Source organism: Parafannyhessea umbonata, from assembly GCF_012844235.1.
GTDB lineage: Bacteria > Actinomycetota > Coriobacteriia > Coriobacteriales > Atopobiaceae > Parafannyhessea.
This window is the reverse complement of record NZ_JABAGR010000003.1, coordinates 185,096-210,496: the sequence shown is the minus strand read 5'-3', so window position 1 is coordinate 210,496 and position 25,401 is coordinate 185,096. Positions and strand designations below refer to the sequence as shown.

Below are 25,401 nucleotides of genomic sequence, written 5' to 3'. Positions count from 1 at the left end.
CCCTGGGTCGACTTGCCTACTACCTGAGCTTGCTACCTAACTACCTGGACCTTTGAGCCCGTCTTGAGGTGAAACGCGTTTGCCTCTTCCGTGTCTATGTGACAGTCAAGGTTTCCGGTCTCGGTGACGCGCACTATCACGTTGTCGAGCATGCCGCCACGCTCTCCGCAGATCTTGAGCGACACTACCTGACCGTCGTGGAAGCCGCGCTCCGCTGCCTGCGACGGACTCATGTGGATGTGGCGGGCCGCCACCATCACGCCCTCGGGGAGGACGACCGTCCCCTTCGGGCCGATGACGGTAATGCCAGGAGTTCCCTCGAGGTGTCCCGAGAGGCGGATCTCCTGCGGAACGCCCAACTTGAACGTGTCGCCCGCGAGCACCTCCACCTGGGTCTGAGAGCGAACGGGACCAAGCACGCGCACCTTCTGGATGACGCCCTTCGGGCCCGCGAGGGTGACGCACTCCTTTGCCGCGAACTGACCGGGCTGGCTGAGGTCCTTCACCTTTGTCAGCTCGTAACCCTTGCCAAACAGCGTCTCAAGGTCGTGCTGGGACAGGTGGATGTGACGGCCAGACACCCCCACCGGAACGATGTTCGGGTCGATGGCCGACTCCTTCTTCCCCAAGAGCGACTCGATGTCGTCCTTGGTCCAGATGCCCTTCTCGAAGGCGGCGGCTATAAGATGCTCGAGCTCGGCCGCGGTAAGGGCGGGCTCGGTGCCCTTGCCCTCGCTGGTGAGGTCAACCTTGTGGCACTCAACCGCAGCGTGTTTAGCCACGGGCTTCTCGCATGCCGCATGCCCCTCGGGCTTCGGGCCGCACGTGATGCTCACGCCGTTCTCCCGCGCAACGTCTTTCGCCTGGGCGGTCACGATGGTGTTCTCGTCCACGTAGATGTCCTCGTGCCGTGCCGCCGCCGCGATGACGTCCTTCGCGCTTACAAGTCTCTTCATGTCGTCCTCCTTTCCTTACAGATTCACGTCTTCGTCTATGATTCCTACGATCACCGCGTCTACCGGTGCGTTCTTCTGGAACTCGTCCTTCACGAAGTGATATGCGGAAGATCCCGTGGTCACGATCACCCGGTCTCCCACCCCCGCGCTGATGGTATCGACGCAGATGAGCTGCTTTCCTGCCTCGTCGCCCGTGATGACCTCGACGCGCATGAGCTTCATCCCGTTCAGCTCGTCGTACTTGCGGGTGGCCCAGATCGAGCCGATGAGCCTACCGACAATCATGGGACGCGTCCTTTCCGTCCTGGATCTTCCGGAGGCACTCCATCACCTCTGCCGTCTCCCCAGCTATGGCGAGCATCACCATGTTCTGGGGACAGGACCCTCTCACGTCGGTCACGACAACGCCCGCAGTCTTCTCGGCGATGTCGCTCGCGACCACCATCTCGATCAGCTTGCCCTGGACGAGCCCGACCGCCGCCGGCCTGAAGTCCTCGCCCCAGCGGGCGCCGCTTCGCTGCCTGATGATCTGCATGGTCCCAGGCGCCGGGGCCTTGATGACCTTCACGTCAAGCATCGTCGCGCTCCCTCGCCTTCTGGACGCATCCGAGCGCGATGCCCATCGGCGTTACGAACATGGGATGGCTCGGCTTGTGGACCTCGATGCCCAGGCGCTTCTGCACCCTGCCCTCGATGCCTGTAAGCTCGGCCGTTCCGCCGACCAGGATGACCTCCGGCACCTCGTAGTCGCGACACGCGCGCTCGATAATCGTGGTCACCTTGTCGATCGTGGGCGACACAATGGGAAGGACCTCCCTGTGGTGCTCGGGGTTGCGCTTGTAGACCTCCGCGTCGTCGAACGACATTCCCTTCGCACCGGCAAGCACGAGCGAGAAGTGCGTCCCTCCGGTCGACTCGTCGATGCACTCCACGACCTTGCCGTCCTTGAAGACGGAGATGCCGGTCGTGCCGCCACCGATGTCGACGACCGCGCCGTCGGTGGTGCCAATGAGGAGGTTCGCGGCAGTGGGCTCGTCAAATACCGCGATGCACTCCATGCCCGTGCTCTCGGCCACGTTCTTCACCACGCCGCCGTCAAGCGCCTCGGTCTCGGGTGGGATGGCGACCGCGCACTCCTCGAGCTCTACGCCAAGCTCACCCTCGATCTGGTCCTTCAGCCGCCTCGCGATGTCGCAGGCGCCCACGTAGTCGACGACCATGCCGTCTTTCACGACGCTTGCGAACTGATACTTGCAGTCGACGGGGTTTCCATCCTCGTCCAGGACGACGAGGACGATGAAGGCCGTGCCCAGGTCGAGGCCGCAGTAGAGCCGCTGCCCCTCCCTCACCTTCCTGGGATGGTCCACGCAGTCCAAGAGATCCTCGAGCCTGCCGTTCGCCTTCTTAAGGTCGACCATCCTCTACACCTCCTCTTCCGCATTGGAAATTGCCTCTTCGAGCAGTTCGCACATCGTCGTCGCCTCACCGACCCACGCCGAGACGACCCTCGCCTCGTCGGGTCCCAGACTCTCCTTCGCCCTCGCCCAGGAGCGGGCGTACCGACCTATCTGGGCATGAACGCTTGCCATCTCGAAGAAGACCGGATGTATGCCCGCATCGAAGGTCGGGACGGGCGTCGGACCCGGCGGACCTCCGGCCGGGTCGGCATGAGCGTCGGCCGTGACGAGGTCGGAAGCGATCCGCGCCTCCTGCCACAGACGGCCGACCCTCTCCGTACGGCGCGCGACGGTGTTGTCCACGCCGAGCGCCCTACGGGCGAGCAGCCTCAGGCGGGCGCCGAGGAGGTTCGCGTCGAAGACCAGCGCACCCAGACCCACCGTCGGCTCGCGACGCGGGCTGACGTGAATGCCACGCGCCTCACCGTGGGGTTTCGGTCCCCGTTCGTCGCCCTCGAACTCGATCCTGAAGTCAATCAGGAACTGCCTTGCGCTTGGCGTGAGCCGCGCGTCCTCGGGAAGCTTGTACTTTTCGAACGGGCACGTCCCGTATGCCTCGCGCAGCTCGTCCTCGGTGACGTAGTGCATTTCATCCTCCTCTCAGTCTCTCGTGTTCCGCAGATGCTGGCGCCACATCGGCATCTAGTGCCTGACCAGGCTCACCTTGAAGTCGGCGTCCTTGATCCAGCCCTCGATCCTATTGAGGTCGTCGTCGCTGAGCGACGGGTCGTCCTTGATCTCGTAGTCACGACCGAGCGACGCGTACTTGCCGACGCCGAGCTTGTGGTAGGGAAGCAGGTCGACGCCGTCGAAGTTCTTCTGGTAGCGATACGGCTTGAAGTACGCGATGACCGCGTCAATCTCTTCCTTGGAGTCGTTCACGCCCTTGAGCAGGGGCATGCGGACGCGAACGTTGTATCCGTTCTCCAGGAGCTCCTTGACGTTGCACAGGATCTGCTCGTTGTTCACGCCCGTCCAGAACTTGTGCTTCACGGGGTCCATCTGCTTGATGTCGAACAGGAACAGATCGACGTACTGCGCGACCCTCATGATGGTCGGCGTCGGTGCGTAACCGCAGGTCTCGATGGCCGTGTGGTAGCCATGGGCCTTCGCCGCCATCAGGATGGAAAGGGTTGCCTCCGGCTGTGCCAGCACTTCTCCCCCGGAGAGCGTGATGCCGCCCCCGGACATGCGGTAGAAGTCGGCGTCCTCGTCCAGGAAGTCCATGATGTCGTCGATGGAGCGGTCCTCCCCCATGACCTCAAGCGCATGGTACATGCAGGCCTTCTCGCACCTGCGGCAGCCGATGCACTGGACGTCGCGGTCGACGACGTGCTCCCCGTCCACCATCTTGTGGACGCCGACGGGGCAGACCGCGACGCATGCCCCGCAGTCGACGCAGTTCGCACGCTTGAACATGACCTCGTGCCCGCGATGCTGGCTCTCGGGGTTCGAGCACCATTTGCAGCGGAGGGGGCAGCCCTTGAGGAAGGCCATGGAGCGCACGCCGGGGCCGTCGTACATGTTGTACTTCTGAAGGTTGAAGATGCGCGCCTTGCGCTCAACACCACTCTGCTCGCGGCTCATTGCAGCCTCTCCCTTCTTTTCGCGTACCACGGCGTGGCACTCCACTGGTCTTCCGATTACGGTTCCTGTTGCCTAGAACTTGTTGAGCATGGTGCGGCTGATGATTTCGTCCTGGACGTCCTTGCACAGCTCGTTGAAGAACGCCGAGTACCCTGCGACGCGGACCACGAGGTCGCGGTGGTTCTCCGGATGCTTCTGGGCGTCGATGAGCGTCTTGTTGTCGAGGTAGTTGAACTGCATCTCGCCGTTGCCGAACATCGAGGCGGTGCGCAGCAGGGTGATGAGGCCGTTCTCGCCCTCGGGCGTGTCGAGCAAGCCGCTCATGAGCTTGAAGTTGTGGACCATGCCGATGTTCATCGAGTCGTTCGAGAGCTTCGAGACGGACTTGATGATGGCGGTGGGACCGCGGAAGTCCGCACCCTGCGTGGGGCTGATGCCATCGGACAGCGGGGTCCAAGCCTTGCGGCCGTTCGCGGTGGCGCCGGTCATCTCGCCGAACGGGGTGTTGTTGGAGATGGAGAGCGTTCCGGTGGACATGTGGGAGTACAGCGTCTTGAAGTCCAGGTGGATGTGCTCGGTGTAGTCGATGATGTCCGCAGCGATGTCATCCGCGTAGTCGTCGTCGTTTCCGTACTTCGGGGCGTCGAGGCAGTCCTTGCGCAGCTGGTCGTAGCCCTCGAAGTCGGCCTTCATGGCATCGAACATCTGCGTGAGCGTGTACTTGTGCTCGTCGAAGACCAGCTTCTTGATGGCGGCCATGGAGTCCGCGTAGGTGGCGAGGCCGGTCCAGACGACGCCGGGGCCGTAGTTGTACATGGCGCCACCGGCGGAGACGTCCTTGCCGTGCTCCATGCAACCCTCGTACATGATGGACATGAGGGGCTTCGGGGCGACGTCACGTGCGACGCGCTGCGAGATGACCGTCGCGACGTCCGTCCACTTGGTGACGTAGTAGATGGTCTTCTTGACGGCGGCGTCGAACTCCTCGTAGGTGTGGTACTGCTCCGGGTCTCCCAGGTCGGGGGTTACCTGCTTGCCGTACCACAGGGGGATGCCGTGGTTGAGGGTGAGCTCTATGCAGATGGGCCACTGCGTGTAGGACGTGGAGGTCCACTGGTACAGTCGGCCGGACTTCTGGGGCTCGACGCAGCCCATCATGCAGTAGTCTCGCGCGTCCTCGACGCTGACGCCCTTGGCAAGCATCATCTTGATGTGGGTGTCGTCAAAGTGACACGCGGGGAAGCCCATGCCGGAGCGGACGATGTCCACGATCTTGCGCATGTACTTCTCGGGCGACTTGTTGTTGATGCGGCACGCGATGGACGGCTGGTACACCTTGACGTGACGGACGGCGTCCATCAGAAGGTAGGTCAAATCGTTCGTCGCGTCGTGGCCCTGACGCGTGACGCCGCCGAGGGTCATGTTCACGAAGGGCTGGTAGCCGGCAAAGAACTCGGACTGGCCGCGGGAGGTGACCCACATCATCTCGGACATCTTGATGAGCATGCAGCCCGCGATGTCGAACGCCTGGTACGGCGTGATGCGGCCGGCCTCGATGTCTGCCTTGTAGAACGGATACATGTACTGGTCGACGCGGCCGAGAGACATGCCGGTCTGGTTCTCCTCCACCGGGAGCAGGCTCTCGATGACGAAGACGGACTGGACGGCCTCCCAGAACGTGCTGGGCTTGTGGGCGGGGACGTGCGAGAGGATCGTGGAGATCTGCTCGAGCTCGTGCTTGCGCTTCGCGTCGTGGCACTCGGAGGCGAGCTTCGCCGCGTAGTCGCTCATGCGCTTCGCATAGATCATGACGCCCTCGGTGGTGTCGATCACGCTCTTGTAGAAGTAGATCTTGTCGAGGTCGTCGGGGTTGGCATAGTCAAGCTGCGCGAGGTGCTGCTTCGCCTCGGCCTGGATGTCGAGCATGCCCTTGTTCATGAGGATGACGTCGTAGCCGGGGTTGGAGTCACCGCCGCCGGACATGGCGTGGTAGGAGCAGTCGGAGACGAAGGACTCGCCGGAGAGCTCCCAGACGCCTGCCTCGCGGTACTGGTCCTCGCAGATCTCATCCTGGGACTTGCCCTCCCAGAACGGGAACAGCACGTCGCGGCAGTACTGCTTGTCCTCCTCCGAGATGTAGAACGGGTCCTGCGGACGGTCACCGATGGTGTCGAGCTCGTCGCGAAGCCAACGCCATGCGAGGTCCGGCGAGAACGCACCGGCGCGAGGTGCGCCGCAGGGTGCTCCGACGACAAGCTCGTCGTCCTGGATGACCAGCGGGGCGGTCTCGCAGCAGCGACGGAACGCCTTGGCGCGAAGCTCAATCTTCGGCATGCCGGGATTGGCCTTCGTGAGCTCGGTGACCGCACGAGCACGGAACATGGTGATCGTCGGCACCTGCTTGAGGAAGTTCTCCTTCAGGCGGACCTGGCGGTCGGTGGGACCGTCGGGCACGTCGTAGGGCTCATCGTCGCTCACGTGCTCGTGGGCGGAGGCGACGGGCGCGTCGAGCTGGTCGGCCACCTTCTCGAACATCTTGCGGACGGTAGCGCGCTGCTCGTCGGACATGTCCTTCGTTGCCTCGGACAGCTCCTTCGCAAACTCCTTGATGTCCATTCTCACTCCTCTTCGGAATCGTTACGAATTGCCTGTACTACGCCGGAGAACCAGTCCCCCGGCTCCTTGCCTGTATCCCTCGGCCCCGCAGGACGGCTCTTCTCCCCGCCCCCGGAGTCCGGAATCCGAACCCTCACAGCGACCGGCGTGTGGTCGCACGAGCTCGCCCTGTCTAGCAGCGCCCGCGCGTCGGGACCCTCCCCGACTCCTACCTGCCTCCTGCGCACGAAATCCCCGTAGGTGACCCCGAGCTCCGAGGTGGTGGCGCAGTCCCATCCGGTGACCGTGAGCGTCTTCGGCAGGTCGCTGTGACAGCCGATGCAACCAAGTCCGGTACTGACGTTCACGAGGACCCTGCCAACGGGCTTCTTGAGGATGAATTGGCGGATTACCTCGGGATCCTTTGAGAAGATCGAGAGTGCGTTGCCGTGACCGCTGTTGAGGATCAGCTCTATGCACTTCTCGCACGCCGTACGCCAGCTCTCCTCCACGTAGTACGAGAGGACGGGGCCGAACTTTGCCTTCGAGAAGAAGCTGTACTCGCTGACGTAGGGCTTTTCGACGACGAGCACCCTCGTGCTCTCGGGCACCGTTATGTCGGCACGACGGGCGAGGTCGAAGGCGCTCTTCGCGATGAGCTCGCGATACGGGTTTCCGTCCGGCATGAAGAGCGTTCCCACAAGGCGGTCCGCCTCCTCGTCCGTGAGGAAGTAGCACCCGCGCCGGCGAAGCTCCTCCTGGAAGCGCTCGTCCACGGCACGCTCCACGACAACGCTCTGCTCCGCGCCCGGAAGCATCCCGTAGCAGAACGACTTGCCGAGGACCACCTCGTCCGCGCACGCGGAGAGGTCCGCGGTCGACTCCACGAAGACCGGGTTGTTGCCCAGCGTCGCGTGGTACACGTCCCTGCCGGCAGCGTCGAAGTCGTGGGCGTTCGATTCCTCGCGGGAATCGATGACCACGCGGACGCACGGCTGCGAACAGACCCACTCCTCGCCCTCGGGGCAGAAGATCGAAAGGAAGCCGAGCGCCTCCGTGGGATAGTGGCAGAACTCCGCGACCTCAAGCACGTCGCCCATGACCTTCTCGCACGTCGCATGGATGCGGGCGCTGGCCGAGAAGACGATCGGGCTCTTGGAATGCACTGCCATGAAGAGCTGGCTGAGCATCGTGGGGACCGCAAGCCAATCTGGAAGCAGCGACACGACCACGCCCTTGGGAAGGCATACCTCCGCGGAGCCTCTGCGCGAGCGGATGATCTTCTGCACCGGAGTCTGTGCTCGCACGTCGTCCAACAGGTCTCCGAGGACCCACTTCGTGAGCTCGGACTCGTCCTCGGGCGAGCAGTAGTCGCTCTCCGCAAAGGACGCCTCGGCGTACTCGCGCGCCTTGGGCAGGATTCGCTCGCGCAGGTGTGTCAGGAAGTCGTCGACCAGCGATGCCGGCAGCCCCTCGAGGACCTCCGCGGATTCGGCCGCGTGCTCCAGGAGAATGCGCGCCTCCTGAATCGAGAGAAGGTCGTTATCGATGAGAGACATTCGACACCTCCCTAGTAGGGCAGGAGCTTCTCGACGGTGTACTTGTCGGTGATCTTCTTGAGATCGGGGTGAGGCCTTGCGATGACGACGGAGCTGTAGACCTCCGCACCGAGCGCCTCGACAGCCTTCACGCCGGCCTCGACCGCGGCCTTGCACGCCGCGACGTCGCCCTGGACGAGGATGGAGATGTATCCGGAGGCGGTGTTCTCGTAGCCTATGAGCTCGACGTCTCCCGCCTTGCACATGGCGTCCCCGGCCTCGAGGACCCATACCAGGCCAAAGGTCTCGATTGCGCCGAGCGCGTTCATGCCCTCACTTGCCATGGTCCAGCCTCCTAGTTGTAGTCGACGTCGTGGACGGAGACGACGTCGCCGATGGGCGGGACGGGCCTCTTCATCACATTTGCGGCGGTGAGCTTGCCAATGCTGGAGGCAGCCTCCTTGCCGGCCTTGACCGCGGCCTCGCATGCCGCGACGTCGCCCTTCACGATGATGGTGACGAGCGTGGAACCGACGTTCTCGTAGCTGACGAGCTCGGTGTCGCCGGCCTTGAGCATCGCGTCGGCCGCGTAGATCGCGGGGACCATGCCGATGGTCTCGATGAGGCCGATGGCCTCCTCTCCCCTGTAGCGCATGACGAGCCCCCCTTACTTGATGTAGGAATTGATGGTGTCGCGCTGCTCGGCGTCCGCGCCGTAGAACACGCGGAGCTCGCCGTTATCGTCGAGATCGACGCGGGTCTCGCTGATGAGCCCGTTCTTCTCGGCAGTCATGAGAGCCTCCTGCATCCTGTCGCGCTTGAACGCCGTGAAAGTGGAGTAGTCACCCTTGAGGTCCCTCATCACGTCGTCGACGCTTGCCTCGTCGACCGTCGTGAAGTACTTGAGCATTGCGTAGTTGAGCGGGCGCATTATGCCTCCTCCTTCTTTCCAAAGAGCTCCTTGGGGTCAACCGCGATGACGACGATGCCGAGAATCATGACGATGGCGGCTATCCAGGCGATTGGCGGAAGCGCGTAGCCGGGGATGCCCATGATCAGACCGACGACGATCCAGGTGACAAGCGGCGCGACGAAGGTGTACGTGCCGTTGCAGGCCATGCCGAGGGCGGTGCCGCACATGGAGTTGCCGCGATACCAGCTGGCGAACGACTTGTAGGCGGAGAAGCCGGCGACAACGAAGCAGAGGATGGTGGGGAGGTCGGTGATTGCCGCACCCACGTAGCCGAAGGACTGCCCGAGCGAGACGCCACCGACGAGGGACAGGACCGGCAGGACGACGACGAGCTCGACCAGGCCGGAGACGCACTGGCGGATGGTGATGCCGATCTGGGTGTCGATCATGCAGGAGGCGTAGCCGGCGATGCACCCCTCCGCACCCCAGCCGAGCGCCGCGACGAACGCGAGGGCGAGGCCGAGGACCATGTTGGAGGAGGAGTCGCCCGTGAGGCTCGCAGTACCGATCATGAGGCCCGCGAGGACGCAGATGCCGATGCCGGCAAGCTTGCGGGGACCAAGCTCCTGCTTGTACAGGATGCGGGAGAGGATGGAGCCGATTGCGGGGTTGAGCGCCGCGATGGGAACGACGATGGTACCCGCCTGGGAGAGGGCAATGATGTAGGCGACCGTGGCGATGGGGCCGCCGACGAGCGCGGAGAGCATCAGGATGATGCCGGGCTTCGTGTTGATGGTGCGCCCGAAGTCACCGAGCTTGCCCTGCTTCGCGGTGATGGCGAGGGCCCAGATGGCGCTGCAGGAGTCGTTGATTGCGCTCGCGACGGTGGGGATGATGAAGACCGCGAGGAAGGCGGTCGGGTTGAGTGCGCTGGTCCAGCTGGCCCAGAGCTGCGAGTTCTGGCCAGCGGTGACGAACGCGGTGTAGAAGCCGTACATAAGACTCGAGAAAAGGGCAACCATGATGCCCTTCTTGAAGAAGCTGGAGTCAAGCTCCCTCTTCTTCTGCGTAGCCACGCTGACAGCGGATGCCTCTTGCATGCCTTCACCCTCCAGACCACATAGGAATTACCAATGGACGCGTTGGTCAAAGATGCTGCAAGGCTTCCGTTGCGTGAATGCAAAGGGTTTTGGTGGCCATGGCCGCCGAAACTGGCAAACGGTATGAAACGGGCCGCCAAGCGGATGCCACTTATCGGCAAGCGCTTTTTAGACCCTATCTAACTTTTTCAGGAAACGTTTTTACATATATGGAGCGTGAGTTTATTGAATACCCAGCCTCTCTGGAAGTGGTAGTGGCGCCTGCATCAGACAGCTTGGGTTCTAAATGTCACAAATATCAATCCCATTGCATCCTTGCGAATCGATCCGCATCGCGCGAGGTACGCAATGAGAACCACGACCCATGGCCACGTACGAGCGAAACGTTAGGTATGCCAAACGCAAAAAGGGCACGTTTTTCTCACCCATGCGCGAAACATTGACGCAACGTTCGAGGTTACTGTCTTATGGTCTATTTATGCAGCCAGTATCAGGGCGGAACCATGCGCGGACGCCGGGAAATTGCGATGTCTCTGACATCAATTGCGCACGGAAAAAGCCCGCGACGGCAAGAGAATTGCCGTTCGCGGGCCTGGGGAGCATGGCGCTGCTCGAGACGACGAGCCTAGCGGGCGATGAGGAAGTACGCGACGACGGCGACACCGAGGACGATGCGGTACCAGCCGAAGGGCTTGAAGTCGTGCTTCTTGATGAAGCCCATGAGGAACCGGATGACCAGTATGGAGACGACGAACGCGACGAGGCAGCCGACGCCGAGGACGGCGAGCTCTGCGGACGTGAACGCGTTGCCCTTGAGGAAGAACTTCACGAGGCGCAGCCCCGAGGCGCCCACCATGACGGGGATCGCGAGGTAGAACGTGAACTCTGCCGCGACGGTGCGCGAGCAGCCGAGCAGCAGGCCGCCGATGATGGTGGAGCCGGAACGCGAGGTGCCCGGCACCATGGAGAGCACCTGGAAGATGCCTATGCCGATGGCCGTTCCCCAACCGAGCTCGCCCATGCTCTGGACGCGGGCGTCGACGTCTGCCAGCGCGGCCTTGCTGGGTGCGACGGGCTGGGAGTTGGGCTTGAAGTGCTGCGGGCGGGCCTTGAACGACCTCTCGATCGCGATGCGCTCCGCCTTGTGCTCGCGGGAGGTCTCGATGACGATGAACGCGATGCCGTAGGCGACGAGCGCGGCCGCGATGACGAACGGGCTGCCGAGGTGATCTTCCATCCAATCGTCCAGCGGGATGCCGACGAGGGCCGCAGGCAGGCACGCGACGATGATCTGCCCCCACAGCCTCCAGGTGCCCTTGCGCTCCTGCGTGGACTTCGCCCTGGAGAATGGGTTCAGCGCACCGAAGAACATGACGCACACGGCGAGGATGGCGCCGAGCTGGATGACGACGAGGAACATGTCCCAGAAGTCCTTGGTGACGTCCAGCGTCACGAACTGGCTGAGCAGGAGCATGTGTCCCGTGCTCGAGACGGGCAGCCACTCCGTGATGCCCTCGACGAGCCCGTACAGGGCCGCCTTCAGAAGTTCGACGATGTTCAAGCGCAATCTCCCCTCGCGTACGGCGGGCCCGTCCCGGCGACGTGCCCGCGCCCTTCTCGGCCGCGTGGACGCGCCCCTCCCCGGGGCGGCGCGGACGAAGAGGACTCTATCATGACGTTTTGTGCAGGTGCGCGACGCAACGCCACAAGAGAATCATGCGCCGCTCGGCGGGCGCGTGCGAACGATCGCGGCGCGCATGGGTAGACTCGACTCATGCGGGGGCCGCGCGCCGGCGAGCCCGGGCGCCCGCGGGCTGACAGGTCTTAGAGCACGGGAGGTGCCTCATGGTTACCAAGTATCAGGATCTGGGCTACAACAGGATTCTTGTGGCGCTGGACGGGACGGACCAGCAGGACGAGGTCCTGCACCGCGCGATCGTGGTCGCGGCGAACAACAACTCCGAGCTCTACATTGGGCACGTGATCGACTCCACGGCGCTGGAGACCGCCGGGACCTACCCCGTGGACCTGGTGGCGAGCCTCGAGAAGGACTTCCGCGACTCCATCGAGGACCAGGTGGAGGCCGCACGCAAGATCGAGAGCATCAAGAAGGTCGAGGTGATCGTGAAGGCCGGTCGCATTCGCGAGACGCTGAAGGACGACATGATCGACGTGATCGAGCCGGACCTCATCATCTGCGGGGCGCGCGGGCTCTCTTCCATCAAGTACGCGCTGCTGGGGTCGATCAGCACGTTTTTGACCAGGAACGCCAAGTGCGACACGCTGGTGCTTAAGTAGCGGCCGTCCACGGCATGCCGTCGCGGCTGGCGGCCGTGACCTTGACGACGGATGCGACTCGTCCCGCCTGGGGTGCGCCCCGGGCGGGACGCTTTTCTCCCCCACGGACGCGCGGGCGGAGCGCGGCGCGTGGCGCAGAGGGCACCCGTTGCGGCGCGTTTGCCGAGCGCGGTTATGAAGGGAGCATGTAAATCGCGTTGCCTAGGTAAAATAGAGCAGTTATGACGCGACGCGACGACTGACGAAAGTTGGGGGATTCATGACACGAAGGCCGATGCGACTGGCGGCGACCGTCCTGGTTGCCGGGCTGCTGTTTGGCGTCGGGGCGAACGCGCTTCCCACGACCGCGCAGGCGGACGAGGCCTCTGACCTGCAAGCGAAGGTAGAGCAGACCAGCAAGGACTACAACGCCGCGACGAAGCACCTCGAGGACGTGCAGGCGGACATCGACGCGAACCAGCAGAAGCTGGACGACCTGAACGCGCAGATGCCGGAGCTGAAGCGCGAGGCCGCGAGCTCCATCAACTCGTCCTACAAGCTCTCGCAGTCGAGCAACGGCCTCATAGACATGCTGCTGTCCGCGGAGAACTTCAACGACCTGATAAGCGCCATGAACTACCTGGACATCATCGCGGGCAAGAACTACCAGGCAATCGACCGCCTGGTAGAGGCGCGCGAGCAGGCGCAGGAGGCTCAGGACAAGCTCACCGCACAGAAGACCGAGGCCAAGGCCGCACAGGCGAAGGCCGAGGACGCCATGAACGACGCCATCGCGGCGCGCAAGGAGGCGCAGCAGAGGGCCGCGAAGGAGCTTGCGGCGCAGCGGGCCGAGGCGCAGAAGGCCGTGGATGACGCGGAAAAGGCCGAGAAGGACGGCCAGACCACGTTCAAGACCGAGTCCGGGAACACGGCGACCATCGCCACCCCAGAGGCCCCGCAGAAGAGCAACGACAGCGCGCAGAAGCAGGACAACGCGACGCCGAGCACCCCGAACACGGGCGCCGTGACGTGGTCCGCGCGCGACGAGTTCGTGAAGAAGTGGTCCGGCCGCATCGACGCGTACCTCGCGGGCTCGCCCATGGCCGGGCACGGCAAGACGTTTGCCGAGGCAGCGTATGACAACGGCGTGGACCCGCGCTTCTCGCCCGCCATCGCGAACGTGGAGTCGAGCAAGGGCCTGTACTGCTTCAAGCCACACAACGCGTGGGGCTGGGGCAGCTCCGGCTGGGGCGACTGGGACTCCGCCATCCGCGACCACGTGGCGGGGCTCGCCTCTGGCTACGGCTACACCGTGAGCGTCTCCGTCGCGAAGAAGTACTGCCCGCCCAACTGGCAGTTCTGGTACTCCGCGGTGTTGAGCAACATGAACAGCATCTAACGCGACGCATGCGCTACGCATGAGCAGGGTCGGGATCCCAGCGGACCCCGACCCCTTTTTGCGCGCGCAACGCGCCGCTATGCCGTGAGGAACACCATCACGATGATCATGGCGAAGCCCAGAAGGTCCATGGGCGAGAAGTGCGCCCCCAGAAACGCGACGGACGTGACCGTGGCCATGACCGGCTCCATGGTCCCGAGCATCGCACCGCGCACGGAGCCGACCTCCTTCACGCCCTGCAGGTAGAGCGCGTACGCGCCGAACGTGCCGAACACGACGGACGCCGCAAGGAGCAGCACGCCAAACGCGTCCAGCACGGGCATGTGGTTCCACGGCTGGTACACGACGCTGAGCACGAGTCCGGACATGAGGAACGCCAGCCCGTTCACGGCGAAGTTGCCCCAGCGCGCGATCATCTTGATGGGCTGGATCGCAAGGATCGCCGCGGCGAGCGCGCAGCCAAGGCCCCACGCCAGGCCCTGGGGCGGCAACGCAAGCGCGGCGGGGTTTCCGCCGGTGGCCACCAGGTAGGTGCCCGCGATGGCAAGCACCAGGCCCGCGACCTCCCTGCGGCGCGGCCCGCGCCGGTTCACGACGCACACGTACGCCATCACGATCACGGTGCACAGGCTCTGCAGGATCGTTGCGGTGGCGGAGTTGGTCCAGTCGATCGCCTCGAGGTACGCCACCTGCGAGAACAGGATGGACCCGATGGCGATGCCCGCGATGGACAGCAGCGACCGGCCGTCATGCAGCACGCCCCTGAGGCGGTTGGGCGACGTGGCGTAGCCCATGCCCAGAAACAGCCAGCACGCCGTGAGCTCCCTCACGCACGCAAACCACAGCGGCTCCACCCCATAGCGACCCATGAGCACCTTCGACAGCGTGCCGTTGACGCCCCAGAGCGTGGCGCCCAGAAGCGCCAGGGCGATGCCGCGGCCAAGGCCGGAGCCCTTCTCGCCCGCGTGCGCCCGCGCGGAGGCCGCCCTGCCAAGCGCCCTGCGCGCGACCGCGCGGACGCCACCCTGCCGTATGTCCTTATCCACCTGCTCGGAGGGGATCATGCCATGCCGTGCCACAACTCTCCTGCCACTAAACCAACGCCATCCGGACGTGCCACGACAGCGCCACGGCGGTGCCGCGACGGTGCCGCGCACACGCCGCGCACACGCCGCGCGCGGCTTTCAGCACGATAGCACCAACGCAGGCATCAGGCGAGCTGAAGAGGGGTAGAGTTACCTCGTTAGATATTTGACACAACGGGAGATACCATGTTGCAAGAAGAGAAGAACGCCGCCACGCCCACATGCGAAGCCGTGGCACCCTACACCAAGGCCGACCCCAGCCTGGCGCCCGGCACGCGCCACGCCGGCTTTACCGTGACGGACGTGCTGCCGCTGCCGGAGCTTTCCGGCACCGCCTACGTCATGCGCCACGACGCCACGGGCGCCCGCGCCATGTGGATCGCCGTGGACGACAACGAGAAGTCCTTCTCCATAGCGTTCAAGACGCCGCCCGCCAACAGCACGGGCGTGTTCCACATTCTGGAGCACTCCGTCCTGTGCGGCAGCGATCGCTTCCCGGTGAAGGAGCCGTTCGTGAACCTGCTGAAGACGTCCATGCAGACGTTTTTGAACGCGCTGACGTTCCCGGACAAGACGATGTACCCCGTGGCGTCCACCAACGCCGCGGACCTGAAGAACCTGGTGGACGTGTACCTGGACGCGGTGCTCCACCCCGCCATCTACCGTCGGCCGCGCATCTTCGAGCAGGAGGGCTGGCACCTGGAGCTTCAGGACGCAGACGGGAAGGCGGCCGCTCCGGAAGACCCAGATGCGCGCCTTGCGTACAACGGCGTCGTCTTCAACGAGATGAAGGGCGCCCTGAGCGACCCGGACGAGGTGCTGTTTGAGGCCGTGAACCAGAGCCTGTTTCCGGACACGCCGTACCGCTTCGAGTCCGGCGGCGACCCCCGCCACATTCCGGAGCTTTCGTACGAGGAGTTTCTGGACACGCACGCGCGCCACTACAACCTGGCGAACAGCTACACCATCCTGTACGGCAACCTGGACATAGAGGACATGCTCGCGTTTGTGGGCAGCCGCTTCGACGCGGCGACGGACCGCGGCGCCGGCGCGCCAAACCCGCTGCCGCTGCAGGCTCCCGTGCGCGCGCCGTTTAGGCAGGTCACCATGGCCACCGCGCCGGAGAACGCCAGCGTGGGCCTTGCGTACGTCATCGGATGTGCGGCGGACCGCGAGCGCGTGCTCGCCACGGACGTGCTGCTAGACGCGCTCGCGGGCTCGAACGAGGCGCCGCTCAAGCGCGCGGTGCTCGACGCGGACCTCGGCGACGACTTCACGGCGACCCTCGTGGACGGCGAGCTGCAGCCGCAGGTGCTGTTCCAGCTGAAGGGCGCGAAGCCCGGCGTGGCCAGGCGCTTTCGCCAGCTGGTAGAGGACACGTGCGCCACGCTCGCGGCAGACGGGATCGACCGCACGAAGCTCGAGGCGTCGCTTGCCCAGGGAGAGTTCAACCTGCGCGAGGGCGACTGGGGCTCGTACGCGGACGGCGTGGCGCTGTCCATGCAGGCGATGTCCAGCTGGCTGTACGACGACGCCCGCCCCGTGGACTACCTGCGCTACGAAGATCAGATGGCCCACATGCGCGCCGGCCTGGGCAACGGCTACTTCGAGCGCCTGCTGCGCGAGCTGGTGTGCGACTCGCCCCACAGCTGCGAGGTGGAGCTGGTGCCGGCGGAGGAGGGCGCGGGCGCGGCCGAGAAGGACGAGCTCCTTGCCCGCCAGCGCGCCATGACGCCAGAGGACCTTGCGGCCGTGGCCCGCGAGGTCGAGGCGCTGCGCCGCGAGCAGGAGGCCCCGGACAGCCCGGAGGCCCTGGCCACGCTGCCGCGCCTCACCACGGCCGACATCGGCCCCGCGCCCACGGACGCGCCGCTGCAGCGGATGGACGCCCCTCTCCCCTGCCTGTACCACGACCTGCCCACGCACCGGATCGACTACGCGTACCTGTACTTCGACCTCGGCGCGCTCGACTTTGCGGACCTTCCGTACGTCGGCGTGCTCACGGACCTGCTGGGCAAGCTCGACACGGCTGACCACACGGCGAGCGAGCTCGACACGCTCATCGAGGCGAACCTGGGCAACCTGGACTTCTTCGCAGAGACGTACGGCCACGACGACGACCTTGCGTTTGCGGACCCCAAGCTCGTGGTGGCAGAGAGCGCGCTTTCCGAGAACGTGGCCGCACTCGCGACCATCGCGCCGGAGGTGTGGTCGCGCACGAGCTTCGCGGACGCGGACCGCATGCTCGCCATCCTGACGCAGCGACGCATCCTGCTGGCGCAGCACTTCGTGAACAGCGGCCACTCCAGCGCGATGGCGCAGCTCACGGGCCTGTATTCCAAGGTGTCCGTCGCCACGAACGCCATGGGCGGCGTGGAGTACTACCTGTTCCTCAAGGATCTTCTTGCCCACTGGGACGAGCGCAAGGCAGAGCTTTCCGAACGCCTGGGGCGCATCGCGCGCAAGGTGTTCAGCGCGGACAACGTGCACGTGAGCTTCACGGGCCCGCGCGAGGACTGCGAGCGCTTCTGGCAGGAGGCCGGCACGCTCGGCCTTCAGCCCACGCCGGACGCAACCGCAACGCGGCGGCTCTCGATCCCAGACCCGCGGCCCAGGAACCTGTTCTTCTCCATCCCCTCCAACGTGTGCTTCGTGGCGGAGGGTACGGCGCCGTCCGCCCTCGACCGCGGCACCGTGGGCGCGTGGACCGTCGCCTCGCGCATGCTGAGCTTCGACTACCTGTGGAACGAGGTCCGCGTCAAGGGCGGCGCGTACGGCACGGGGTTCCGCCACACCACCACGGGCCTGCAGCAGTACTGGTCGTTCCGCGACCCGGGCGTCGCCGGCACGCTTCGGCGCTACGAGGGCGCTGCCAGCTGGATGGCCGGCTGGCCCGGCACGGCGGACGAGCTCGACGGCTATGTCGTGAGCGTCGTCGCCAGCCACGACGCCCCCGCAAAGTCCCGCTCGATCGCCCGCAGGCAGGACGGCGAGTTCTTCTCGGCCAGGCCCGCGACGTGGCGCGACGAGGTGCGCGCCCAGGAGCTTGCCGTCACGGCGGACGACGTGCGCGCGCTTGCGCCGTCCATGCGCCAGCTTGCGGCAGACCACGCAGTCGTCGTGTTTGGCCCCAGGCAGAAGGCTGCGGAGTCCGGGCTCGACTTCGAGGTCGTGGACCTCATGGACCCGCAGCCCGCGGACGCCGCGGGCGAACCCGGGGAGTAGCCCATGCCGGACGACTCCCGCGGCGCCCAGCTCATAGGCCGCTTTGGCCAGCTGGTAGACGACCAGATAGAGAAGAACCCCCTGCGCGCCCGCAGGATGCTTTTGGCCGCGTTCAAGGCGGAGCGCCTGCGCACGCGCGTGCTGCCACACCGCGAGCTCCTTCCCTCCGGCCGGCTTGACAACCGCCTGACGCTCGAGGGCGTGGTCGGCGCCCTCGAGCACCCCAACCAGATGGTGCTCACGTCCATGTTCATGCCGAGCGAGATCTTCCACGCCATGGGGCTCTACCCCGTGATCGCGGAGGCCATCGGCGACTTCTTCAGCGGCGCCCAGGCGGAGCAGGGCTTCGTGACCGCGGCGGAGGAGCGCTCCATACCAGAGTCCTACTGCAGCTACCACAAGGTGCTCGTGGGGGCCACGGCCGCCGGCGTCATCGCGGCGCCCCGGCTCATCGCAAACTGCTCCGTCGCGTGCGACGCCAACAACCTCACGTTCAAGTGGCTCGCGCGGCGGCTGGACGCGCCCCACGTGTACGTGGACGTGCCGTACGACCCATCCGAGGACGCCGTCCGCTACGTAGCGGAAGAGCTTCGCGAGCTCGCGTCCGCAACACAGGACGCGTTTGGCCGCAGGCTCAACGAGGACGCCCTGCGCGCGTGCGTCGGCCGCAGCCTGCGCGCGCTCGACGTGATGGAGAAGAGCCTGACCCTGCGCCGTGGCCGTGCCATGCAGACGAGCATGACCGTCGAGATGATGCGCTCGTGCTCCATGCACATGCTCTTGGGCACGCCGCAGGTGGACGCCCTCATGGACCTGGTGCAGGCGGAAATCCCCGCCCAGACGCGCCCGTTTGCGGGCCTGAACCTCCTGTGGTGCCACTCCATGCCGTACTTCAGCGTGCCGCTGCAGAAGGCGGTTGACCACTCGCCTCTGGCGCAGATAGTCGCGAGCGAGATGTGCTTCGACCAGTGGCGCCCGGACGGCTGGCGCCACGGCGCGGACGAGCCGTACCTCGCCATGGCGGAACGCCTGGTGTACAACAGCTACAACGGCCCGGCGGAGCGCCGCGTCGCGCGCCTGGTGGACCTTGCCCAAAAGACCCACGCGGACGGCGCCGTCGTGTTCTGCCACTGGGGCTGCAAGGAGACCCTCGGCGCGTCGCAGCTCATGAAGGCCGGGCTCGAGGGGGCGGGGTTCCCCACCCTCGTGCTCGACGGCGACGGCTGCGCCCGCCGCAACATGCCGGAGGGGCAGGTGGCCACGCGCGTGCAGGCCTTTCTCGAGATGCTTCAGTCGGGGAGAAGATCATGAAGACCAACGTCGTCTGCTATGGCTGCAAGTACGCGCCCATAGAGCTGCTCGCGGGCTTCGGGGCCGACGTCCACCTCGTAATGGCGGAGCCCGACAGCTTCGAGGTGGCGGAGCGCCTGGCCCACGGCAACCTGTGCGGCTATGGCAAGTCCGTGCTCGCATGCGGCCTCGACCCGTCCGTGCACCAGATGGTGCTCACCACGTGCTGCGACGTCATGCGCCGCACGTACGACGTGCTCAAGGCCCAAGGCTGCCTCGACTTCCTGTGGATGGTGGACCTCCCCCACCGCACCGGGCCGGCGGAGCGCCGCCTGCTGCAGGCGCAGCTCCGTAACCTCGCCCGCGCGTACGCCCAGTTCAGCGGCCGCAGCTTCGAGGTGGGCCGCGCGCTTGCCGCCATCCAGGTGCTGCCCGCGCCCAAGCCGGGCTCGGTCGCGCTCGTGGGCGCCCACGCACCTCAGTCGCTTCTGGACGAGCTCGACCACGAGCTCGCGCTTCCCGTCGTGAACCACACCTGCACGGGCGCGCGCGTGCTCGCCCAGCCGCCCATCGAGCTCGCACGCGCGGAGTCCGCGGGCTGCGGCCGCTGCACCACGTCGGACATCGCGGGCACGGGGCGCAACGCCTCCACGTTCGACCGCTTCGTCGAGTGGTACGCGGGCGCGCTTCTGGACCAGACGCCGTGCATGCGCATGGACGAGGTCGGCGGCCGCTCCGGCCTCACCTCCGGCGACCACGCCGGCATCGTGTACCACACCATGAAGTTCTGCGACTACTACGGCTTCGAGTACGCGGACCTCGCCGGCAACGCCGCGACGCCCGTCCTCAAGCTCGAGACCGACGGCACCCGCCAGAGCGCCGGCCAGCTCCGCACCCGCATCGAGGCCTTCGACGAGACCCTGCGCACGGATACCGCGGCCGCCGCAAGGCGCGACGCCCCGTCCTTCTCGCCCACCACCCCCGCGGGCGAGAAGGACGCGCCCCACGCCACCGCACCCACTACCCAGAAGGAGGCCCCCATGGTCCAGCAAGAGCCAAGCAAGCGCTACGTCCTTGGCGTGGACTCTGGATCCACCAGCACGGACGCCGTCGTGATGGAGCTTGACGGCACCATCGTCGCCTCCGTCATAGGCGCGACGGGCGCAAAGGCGTCGCGCGGCGCGGCCGCCGTGGTCGATGCCGTGCTGCAGAAGGCCGGGATCACCGCGGACGACCTTGCCACCAGCGTCGCCACCGGCTACGGCCGCGACGCCATCCCCAACATGGACGTCGCCATCACAGAGATCACCTGCCACGCGGCCGGCGCGCACCACCTGGCGCCCGAGGCCCGCACCGTCATCGACATCGGCGGGCAGGACTCCAAGGTCATCCACCTCAACACGGACGGCACGGTGCAGAACTTCGTGATGAACGACAAGTGCGCCGCCGGCACGGGGCGCTTCCTCGAGGCCATGGCCCGCACGCTGCAGATGCCGATCGAGGAGCTGTCGCGCCAGGGGCTCGAGTGGAGGCACGACGTCACCATCTCCAGCATGTGCACCGTGTTCGCGGAGTCAGAGGTCGTCTCGCTCATCGCGGACGACACGCCCACACCGGACATCATCCACGGGCTGGACGTGAGCGTTGCCCGCAAGACGGCCGCGCTCGCGCGGCGTGTGGGCGGCGAGCCGCCGTACCTCATGACCGGCGGCGTCGCCAACAACGAGGGCGTGGTCCGCGCGCTTTCGGACGTGCTGGGCGCCCCCGTGGCCACGCACGAGGACTCGCAGCTGTGCGGCGCCATCGGCGCGGCCGTGCTCGGCATCCGCCGCCTCTCGCGCTAGGCTCGCCGCGCTCTTAGGCAGGCCATCCAGCTTCGTTCCGTCGAGTACTCGACGCGTTTTTCCATGTTTTGTCGAGTACTCGAGTTTCTCAGGCGAGAAGATCGCGCCCTCGTCCTCGCATCCTTGCCCTAGGCTCACTTCTCTTTCAGCAGAAGACATTTACGTTCATACTCTTCTGCAGCAGAAGATATATGGGTATAATCTCTTCTACACCAGAAGAGGAGGATACACATGGACGTCATTCGGGAGCTCGTCGCAGAGCGCATGCAGCAGGAGATTCCCCCCGTCGTCGAACGCGACCCCATCATGGAGGAGCCTCCCTCCCCGCAGCGCTTCAACCGGGTCCAAATCATCACAGGCATGCGCAGGTGCGGTAAGACCTTCTATCTCTTCCAGATCATGGCCGGGCTCCTTCGCTCCGGCGTGCCGCGCAACCGCATGCTCTACTTCGACTTTTCGGATGACCGCCTGCCGCAGGAGCGCGATGGCTTTCGCGCAATCGACGCGGTGCTCGACGAGTACTGGCGCCAGGTTCCCCAGGCCCGCACGGAGGGCGCGTACCTCTTCCTCGACGAGGTTCAGGACTGCCCCAGCTGGCAGAGCTCCTGCCGTCGCGTGGCAGAAAACGAGCGCGTGACGCTCTGCGTCACAGGCTCAAGCTCCAAGGTCTCCTCGGAGGAGATAGCGACCAACTTCCGCGGGCGCTCCCACACGCACGAGATGCTGCCCCTCTCGTTTGCGGAATACCTGCGCTTTCACCAAGACGCTCTTCCAGATGCCGCAGACGCCTGCGTAGGCCACGTACAGGCGGACGCCGCCTCGCCACGGGAACGCACCGCGCTCGAGGGCCTGTTCGACCGTTACCTCGTCACCGGAGGCTTTCCTGGCATCCAGGGCGATTCCGCGCCCACGCGCATCGAGGTCCTCCAGGGCTACGTTCGCGACGTCGTCGCACGCGACGTGGCGGACAGGCTCTCCCGCCCCTCCATCCCGCTCGCAAACCAGATGGCCCTTCTCATCCTCCGCAACACCTCGTGCGAGATGTCCGTAAACGGCATCATGCAGACCCTCAAGGACGCCGGCAACACCATCGGCTGGGAGCGCACGAGCCAGATGGCACAGCTCTTCAGGCAGGCCTACCTCTACTTCGAGGTGTTCGAGTACAGCCGCGAGCTGCTGCCTGGCACCGGCAACCCTTCCAAGCTGTACGCAATCGACCCCGGCCTTGCGCTCGCCGTGTCACGCGCAAGCCAGGAGGATGTGGGCAAGCGCCTCGAGACCGCCGTCTACCTTGAGCTCAGGCGACGGCTGGCAGGCACCCGCACTGATTCCATAACCTCGTACACGGAACCCGGCACGCGCGGTCGCAAGGTCGACTTCCTCGTTGGCGAGGCCTATGCGGGAGAAGGGCAGCCCAGCCAGCCGTACGAGCTCCTTCAGGTGTCCGTCTCGATCGAGTCCCAACGCACGAGGCGACGCGAGGTCGAGTCGCTCGACGCCGCCATGCAGCGCACGCGCCTCTCCCATGGCTCCATCGTGACGCTTCGCGAGGAGCAGGACATCGATACCAAAAACGGTACCGTCTCGGTCGTCCCCGCGTGGAAGTGGTTTCTCAAGAGACCGTAAACGCCTACGCGCCGCCAGCGCCCGCACCGGCCTGACCCGCCGCCTTCCGAGCGGCTTTGCGCCTCTTCCGCACGCGATGCACCACCACGTCCAGCCCCACCACAGCGAGCGTGCCCGCCACAAGCGCCGCGGCGATCTCGCGCCTGCCCCAGTGCCTGTGCGCAATGCCCCGCTGCGCTTCGGCCTGCTTCGGCACGTACTTCGTGCGCACGCAGTGCACCAGCAGCCTGTGGTCGTTCACGCCGTACGGGGTGCACGTTACCAGCGTCACCTTGTCGGCTCCCTGCTCTATCCCCAGCGAGCCCACCTCGTCCGGCCACACCACCTCCGAGTCCACCATCTTGTACGCCAGCGTCCGCCCCATGGTGCGCAAGAGCACCAGGTCGCCCGGCTCCAGCTCGCGGATGTCGTCGAACATGCTCAGGTTCCTCATGCCGCTGTGGGCCGTCAGCACACAGTGCGTGGACTTCCCGCCCACGGGCAGGCTCGTCCCCTCCAGGTGCCCCACGCCCGCCATCAGCGCGGATTCGCTCGTCCCATGGTAGATGGGCATGCTCACGTTGATAGAGGGAATCTCGATCCAGCTCATCATGGGGTCGCGGTCAAACGTGAGCTGCTGCGCGTACGGCAGGATCTGGTCCGCGGGGATCTTTGGCGTCTGCCCCGCCAGCACCGCGTTGTACGCGCGCGCCTGAGACATGTAGCGCGCCCGCTCCTCCTTGCTCATGGCGTCGATGTTGCCGGAGACCGTCGTGATCTGGTTGAACACGCCCGACTCCTGGAGCCTGTCCGCCACCCACGGCCACACCAAGAGCCCCGCACCAATCAGGATGATCACCACGGTTATAAGCCGGTCCGCCCAGCGCGGCAGCCTCTTGCGCCGCCCGCCGCGGCCCTTGTGCCCCTTGGCCTTGCCGTCCGCCGCAAGGTGCTCAGCCATCGCTTCCCCCCAACGCGACCTTTCGGCCGCCGTTCGTCCGGCGGAGCCCACACGGGCCCCGCCCCCCCTCGCAAAAGGGACCCCGCCTTCGCAGGGTCCCTCAATACTACCGAGAAGATCGCTCTTCTCGCCCTGCGCTTGGCTTGGCGCACGGCACTTGTACACGAACCAGCAGCCTGCCTTCATTTTTTCAACCGATGTAATTCCTACCTAATGGAGGGTATTATGAGGTTGTGAGAGTTGATGGAGGAAACAATCGGTAAGGAGACCGACATGAGCAAGATCAAGAACGTATACGCACGCGAGGTGCTGGATTCCCGCGCAAACCCGACCGTCGAGGTCGAGGCGACGCTCGAGGACGGGTCGTTTGGCCGCGCCATCGTTCCCTCCGGCGCGTCGACCGGCGAGTTCGAGGCCGTTGAGCTGCGCGACGGCGAGAAGGACCGCTACCTTGGCAAGGGCGTGCTCAATGCCGTCGCGAACGTGAACGGCCAGATTCGCGAGCTTCTGGTTGGCATGGAGGCGACCGACCAGCGCGCCGTGGACCGCGCGATGATCGCGGCGGACGGCACCCCCAACAAGGGTCGCCTGGGCGCAAACGCCATCCTAGGCGCGTCGCTTGCCGTGGCACGCGCCGCGGCCGCGAGCGCGAACCTGCCGCTGTACGAGTACCTGGGCGGCGCGAACGGTCACACCCTGCCCGTGCCGATGATGAACGTGCTGAACGGCGGCGTCCACGCGGACAACAACGTGGACTTCCAGGAGTTCATGATCATGGCCGTGGGTGCCCCTGACTTCAAGACCGCGCTGCGCTGGTCGAGCCAGGTGTACCACACCCTGAAGGACGTGCTGCGCAAGGCCGGCCTTTCCACCGGCGTGGGCGACGAGGGCGGCTTTGCCCCCGACCTGAAGACGAACGCCGAGCCCTTTGAGTACCTGATGCGCGCCGTGCGCGAGGCGGGCTTCGAGCCGGGCCGCGACTTCGCGTTTGCGATGGACCCCGCCACGAGCGAGCTGTACGACAAGGAGACCGGCCTGTACGAGCTGAAGGGCGAGGGTCGCAGCCTCGCGACCGACCAGATGATCGACTACTGGGAGGAGCTCGTCGACCGCTACCCCATCGTCTCCATCGAGGACGGCCTGGCCGAGGAGGACTGGGACGGCTGGGTGAGGCTGACCGAGCGCCTGGGCAGGAAGGTCCAGCTTGTGGGCGACGACCTGTTTGTGACGAACACCGCCCGCCTGAAGAAGGGCATCGAGCTGGGCGCCGCGAACGCGATCCTGATCAAGGTGAACCAGATCGGCAGCCTGACCGAGACGCTAGAGGCAATCGAGATGGCAAAGCGCGCCGGCTATGCCGCCGTGGTGAGCCACCGCTCCGGCGAGACCGAGGACACCACCATCGCGGACCTGGCCGTTGCCACGAACGCCGGCCAGATCAAGAGTGGCGCGCCCGCCCGCACCGACCGCGTTGCCAAGTACAACCAGCTGCTGAGGATCGAGGACCGGCTGGGCGACTCCGCCGAGTTCCTGGGAAGGAACGCGTTCTATAACGTGAAGTAGCCCAAT

At 65.5% G+C, this 25,401-nt stretch carries 22 protein-coding genes; 7 read left to right on the top strand and 15 right to left on the bottom strand.

The window, feature by feature from the left end:
• Positions 1 to 32: 32 nt before the first annotated feature.
• The 13 genes from pduL to HF885_RS04545 all read right to left on the bottom strand — a co-directional run bounded on the left by pduL (position 33) and on the right by HF885_RS04545 (position 11,707).
• Positions 33 to 956, bottom strand: a complete 924-nt coding sequence (pduL, locus tag HF885_RS04605) for a phosphate propanoyltransferase (RefSeq protein ID WP_170103766.1) — start codon at positions 954 to 956, stop codon at positions 33 to 35.
• 15 nt (positions 957 to 971) lie between these two features.
• Entirely contained in the window at positions 972 to 1,241 is a 270-nt protein-coding gene (locus HF885_RS04600) for a EutN/CcmL family microcompartment protein (RefSeq protein ID WP_090861208.1), read from the bottom strand.
• Complete coding sequence (locus tag HF885_RS04595; protein WP_090847175.1) at positions 1,228 to 1,533, bottom strand: BMC domain protein; 306 nt, start codon at positions 1,531 to 1,533, stop codon at positions 1,228 to 1,230. The genes HF885_RS04600 and HF885_RS04595 overlap by 14 nt, the downstream gene beginning before the upstream one ends.
• Positions 1,526 to 2,374 carry an ethanolamine utilization protein EutJ gene (eutJ, locus tag HF885_RS04590; RefSeq protein WP_170103765.1) on the bottom strand — a complete coding sequence of 283 codons (849 nt, stop codon included), beginning with the start codon at positions 2,372 to 2,374 and terminating at the stop codon, positions 1,526 to 1,528. The genes HF885_RS04595 and eutJ overlap by 8 nt, the downstream gene beginning before the upstream one ends.
• A gap of 3 nt (positions 2,375 to 2,377) precedes the next feature.
• The gene (locus tag HF885_RS04585; RefSeq protein WP_170103764.1) at positions 2,378 to 3,001 is read right to left on the bottom strand and encodes a hypothetical protein; all 624 of its coding nucleotides are present in this window, start codon (positions 2,999 to 3,001) and stop codon (positions 2,378 to 2,380) included.
• 54 nt (positions 3,002 to 3,055) lie between these two features.
• Complete coding sequence (gene cutD, locus HF885_RS04580) at positions 3,056 to 4,000, bottom strand: choline TMA-lyase-activating enzyme (RefSeq protein WP_090847169.1); 945 nt, start codon at positions 3,998 to 4,000, stop codon at positions 3,056 to 3,058.
• A 72-nt stretch (positions 4,001 to 4,072) separates the two neighbouring features.
• Positions 4,073 to 6,616, bottom strand: coding sequence for a choline trimethylamine-lyase (gene cutC / locus HF885_RS04575; RefSeq protein WP_090847167.1), 2,544 nt, complete (start codon positions 6,614 to 6,616; stop codon positions 4,073 to 4,075).
• A gap of 2 nt (positions 6,617 to 6,618) precedes the next feature.
• The gene (locus tag HF885_RS04570; RefSeq protein ID WP_170103763.1) at positions 6,619 to 8,154 is read right to left on the bottom strand and encodes an aldehyde dehydrogenase; all 1,536 of its coding nucleotides are present in this window, start codon (positions 8,152 to 8,154) and stop codon (positions 6,619 to 6,621) included.
• Between the two features lie 11 nt (positions 8,155 to 8,165).
• A complete protein-coding gene (locus HF885_RS04565; RefSeq protein WP_090847162.1) occupies positions 8,166 to 8,477 on the bottom strand; it encodes a BMC domain-containing protein in 312 nt (103 codons plus the stop codon).
• An 11-nt stretch (positions 8,478 to 8,488) separates the two neighbouring features.
• Complete coding sequence (locus tag HF885_RS04560; RefSeq protein ID WP_090847160.1) at positions 8,489 to 8,788, bottom strand: BMC domain-containing protein; 300 nt, start codon at positions 8,786 to 8,788, stop codon at positions 8,489 to 8,491.
• Positions 8,789 to 8,800: 12 nt separating this feature from the next.
• The gene (locus HF885_RS04555) at positions 8,801 to 9,064 is read right to left on the bottom strand and encodes a hypothetical protein (protein WP_090847158.1); all 264 of its coding nucleotides are present in this window, start codon (positions 9,062 to 9,064) and stop codon (positions 8,801 to 8,803) included.
• Positions 9,064 to 10,146, bottom strand: coding sequence for a hypothetical protein (locus tag HF885_RS04550; protein ID WP_090847156.1), 1,083 nt, complete (start codon positions 10,144 to 10,146; stop codon positions 9,064 to 9,066). Before HF885_RS04550 ends, HF885_RS04555 begins: the two co-directional genes overlap by 1 nt.
• Before the next feature lie 625 nt (positions 10,147 to 10,771).
• Positions 10,772 to 11,707 carry an undecaprenyl-diphosphate phosphatase gene (locus tag HF885_RS04545; RefSeq protein ID WP_170103762.1) on the bottom strand — a complete coding sequence of 312 codons (936 nt, stop codon included), beginning with the start codon at positions 11,705 to 11,707 and terminating at the stop codon, positions 10,772 to 10,774.
• A gap of 284 nt (positions 11,708 to 11,991) precedes the next feature.
• Here HF885_RS04545 and HF885_RS04540 point away from each other — a divergent pair, with 284 nt between their 5' ends.
• Complete coding sequence (locus HF885_RS04540) at positions 11,992 to 12,444, top strand: universal stress protein (protein WP_170103761.1); 453 nt, start codon at positions 11,992 to 11,994, stop codon at positions 12,442 to 12,444.
• A gap of 259 nt (positions 12,445 to 12,703) precedes the next feature.
• Positions 12,704 to 13,822 carry a coiled-coil domain-containing protein gene (locus HF885_RS04535; protein WP_170103760.1) on the top strand — a complete coding sequence of 373 codons (1,119 nt, stop codon included), beginning with the start codon at positions 12,704 to 12,706 and terminating at the stop codon, positions 13,820 to 13,822.
• Positions 13,823 to 13,899: 77 nt separating this feature from the next.
• Here HF885_RS04535 and HF885_RS04530 read toward each other — a convergent pair whose 3' ends face one another.
• Positions 13,900 to 14,901, bottom strand: coding sequence for a DMT family transporter (locus HF885_RS04530; protein ID WP_328804328.1), 1,002 nt, complete (start codon positions 14,899 to 14,901; stop codon positions 13,900 to 13,902).
• Positions 14,902 to 15,093: 192 nt separating this feature from the next.
• Between HF885_RS04530 and HF885_RS04525 the strand changes: the two genes are divergently transcribed.
• The 4 genes from HF885_RS04525 to HF885_RS04510 all read left to right on the top strand — a co-directional run bounded on the left by HF885_RS04525 (position 15,094) and on the right by HF885_RS04510 (position 22,892).
• Positions 15,094 to 18,132, top strand: a complete 3,039-nt coding sequence (locus tag HF885_RS04525; protein WP_170103759.1) for an insulinase family protein — start codon at positions 15,094 to 15,096, stop codon at positions 18,130 to 18,132.
• Positions 18,133 to 18,135: 3 nt separating this feature from the next.
• Positions 18,136 to 19,443 carry a 2-hydroxyacyl-CoA dehydratase subunit D gene (locus HF885_RS04520; protein ID WP_170103758.1) on the top strand — a complete coding sequence of 436 codons (1,308 nt, stop codon included), beginning with the start codon at positions 18,136 to 18,138 and terminating at the stop codon, positions 19,441 to 19,443.
• A complete protein-coding gene (locus HF885_RS04515; RefSeq protein ID WP_170103757.1) occupies positions 19,440 to 21,266 on the top strand; it encodes an acyl-CoA dehydratase activase in 1,827 nt (608 codons plus the stop codon). Before HF885_RS04520 ends, HF885_RS04515 begins: the two co-directional genes overlap by 4 nt.
• Positions 21,267 to 21,497: 231 nt before the next feature.
• Positions 21,498 to 22,892, top strand: coding sequence for an ATP-binding protein (locus tag HF885_RS04510; RefSeq protein ID WP_170103756.1), 1,395 nt, complete (start codon positions 21,498 to 21,500; stop codon positions 22,890 to 22,892).
• Between the two features lie 4 nt (positions 22,893 to 22,896).
• Here the strand turns inward: HF885_RS04510 and HF885_RS04505 are convergent, their stop codons facing one another.
• A complete protein-coding gene (locus HF885_RS04505; RefSeq protein ID WP_170103755.1) occupies positions 22,897 to 23,832 on the bottom strand; it encodes a class C sortase in 936 nt (311 codons plus the stop codon).
• 273 nt (positions 23,833 to 24,105) lie between these two features.
• Between HF885_RS04505 and eno the strand changes: the two genes are divergently transcribed.
• Positions 24,106 to 25,395, top strand: a complete 1,290-nt coding sequence (gene eno, locus HF885_RS04500) for a phosphopyruvate hydratase (RefSeq protein ID WP_170103754.1) — start codon at positions 24,106 to 24,108, stop codon at positions 25,393 to 25,395.
• Positions 25,396 to 25,401: the final 6 nt, after the last annotated feature.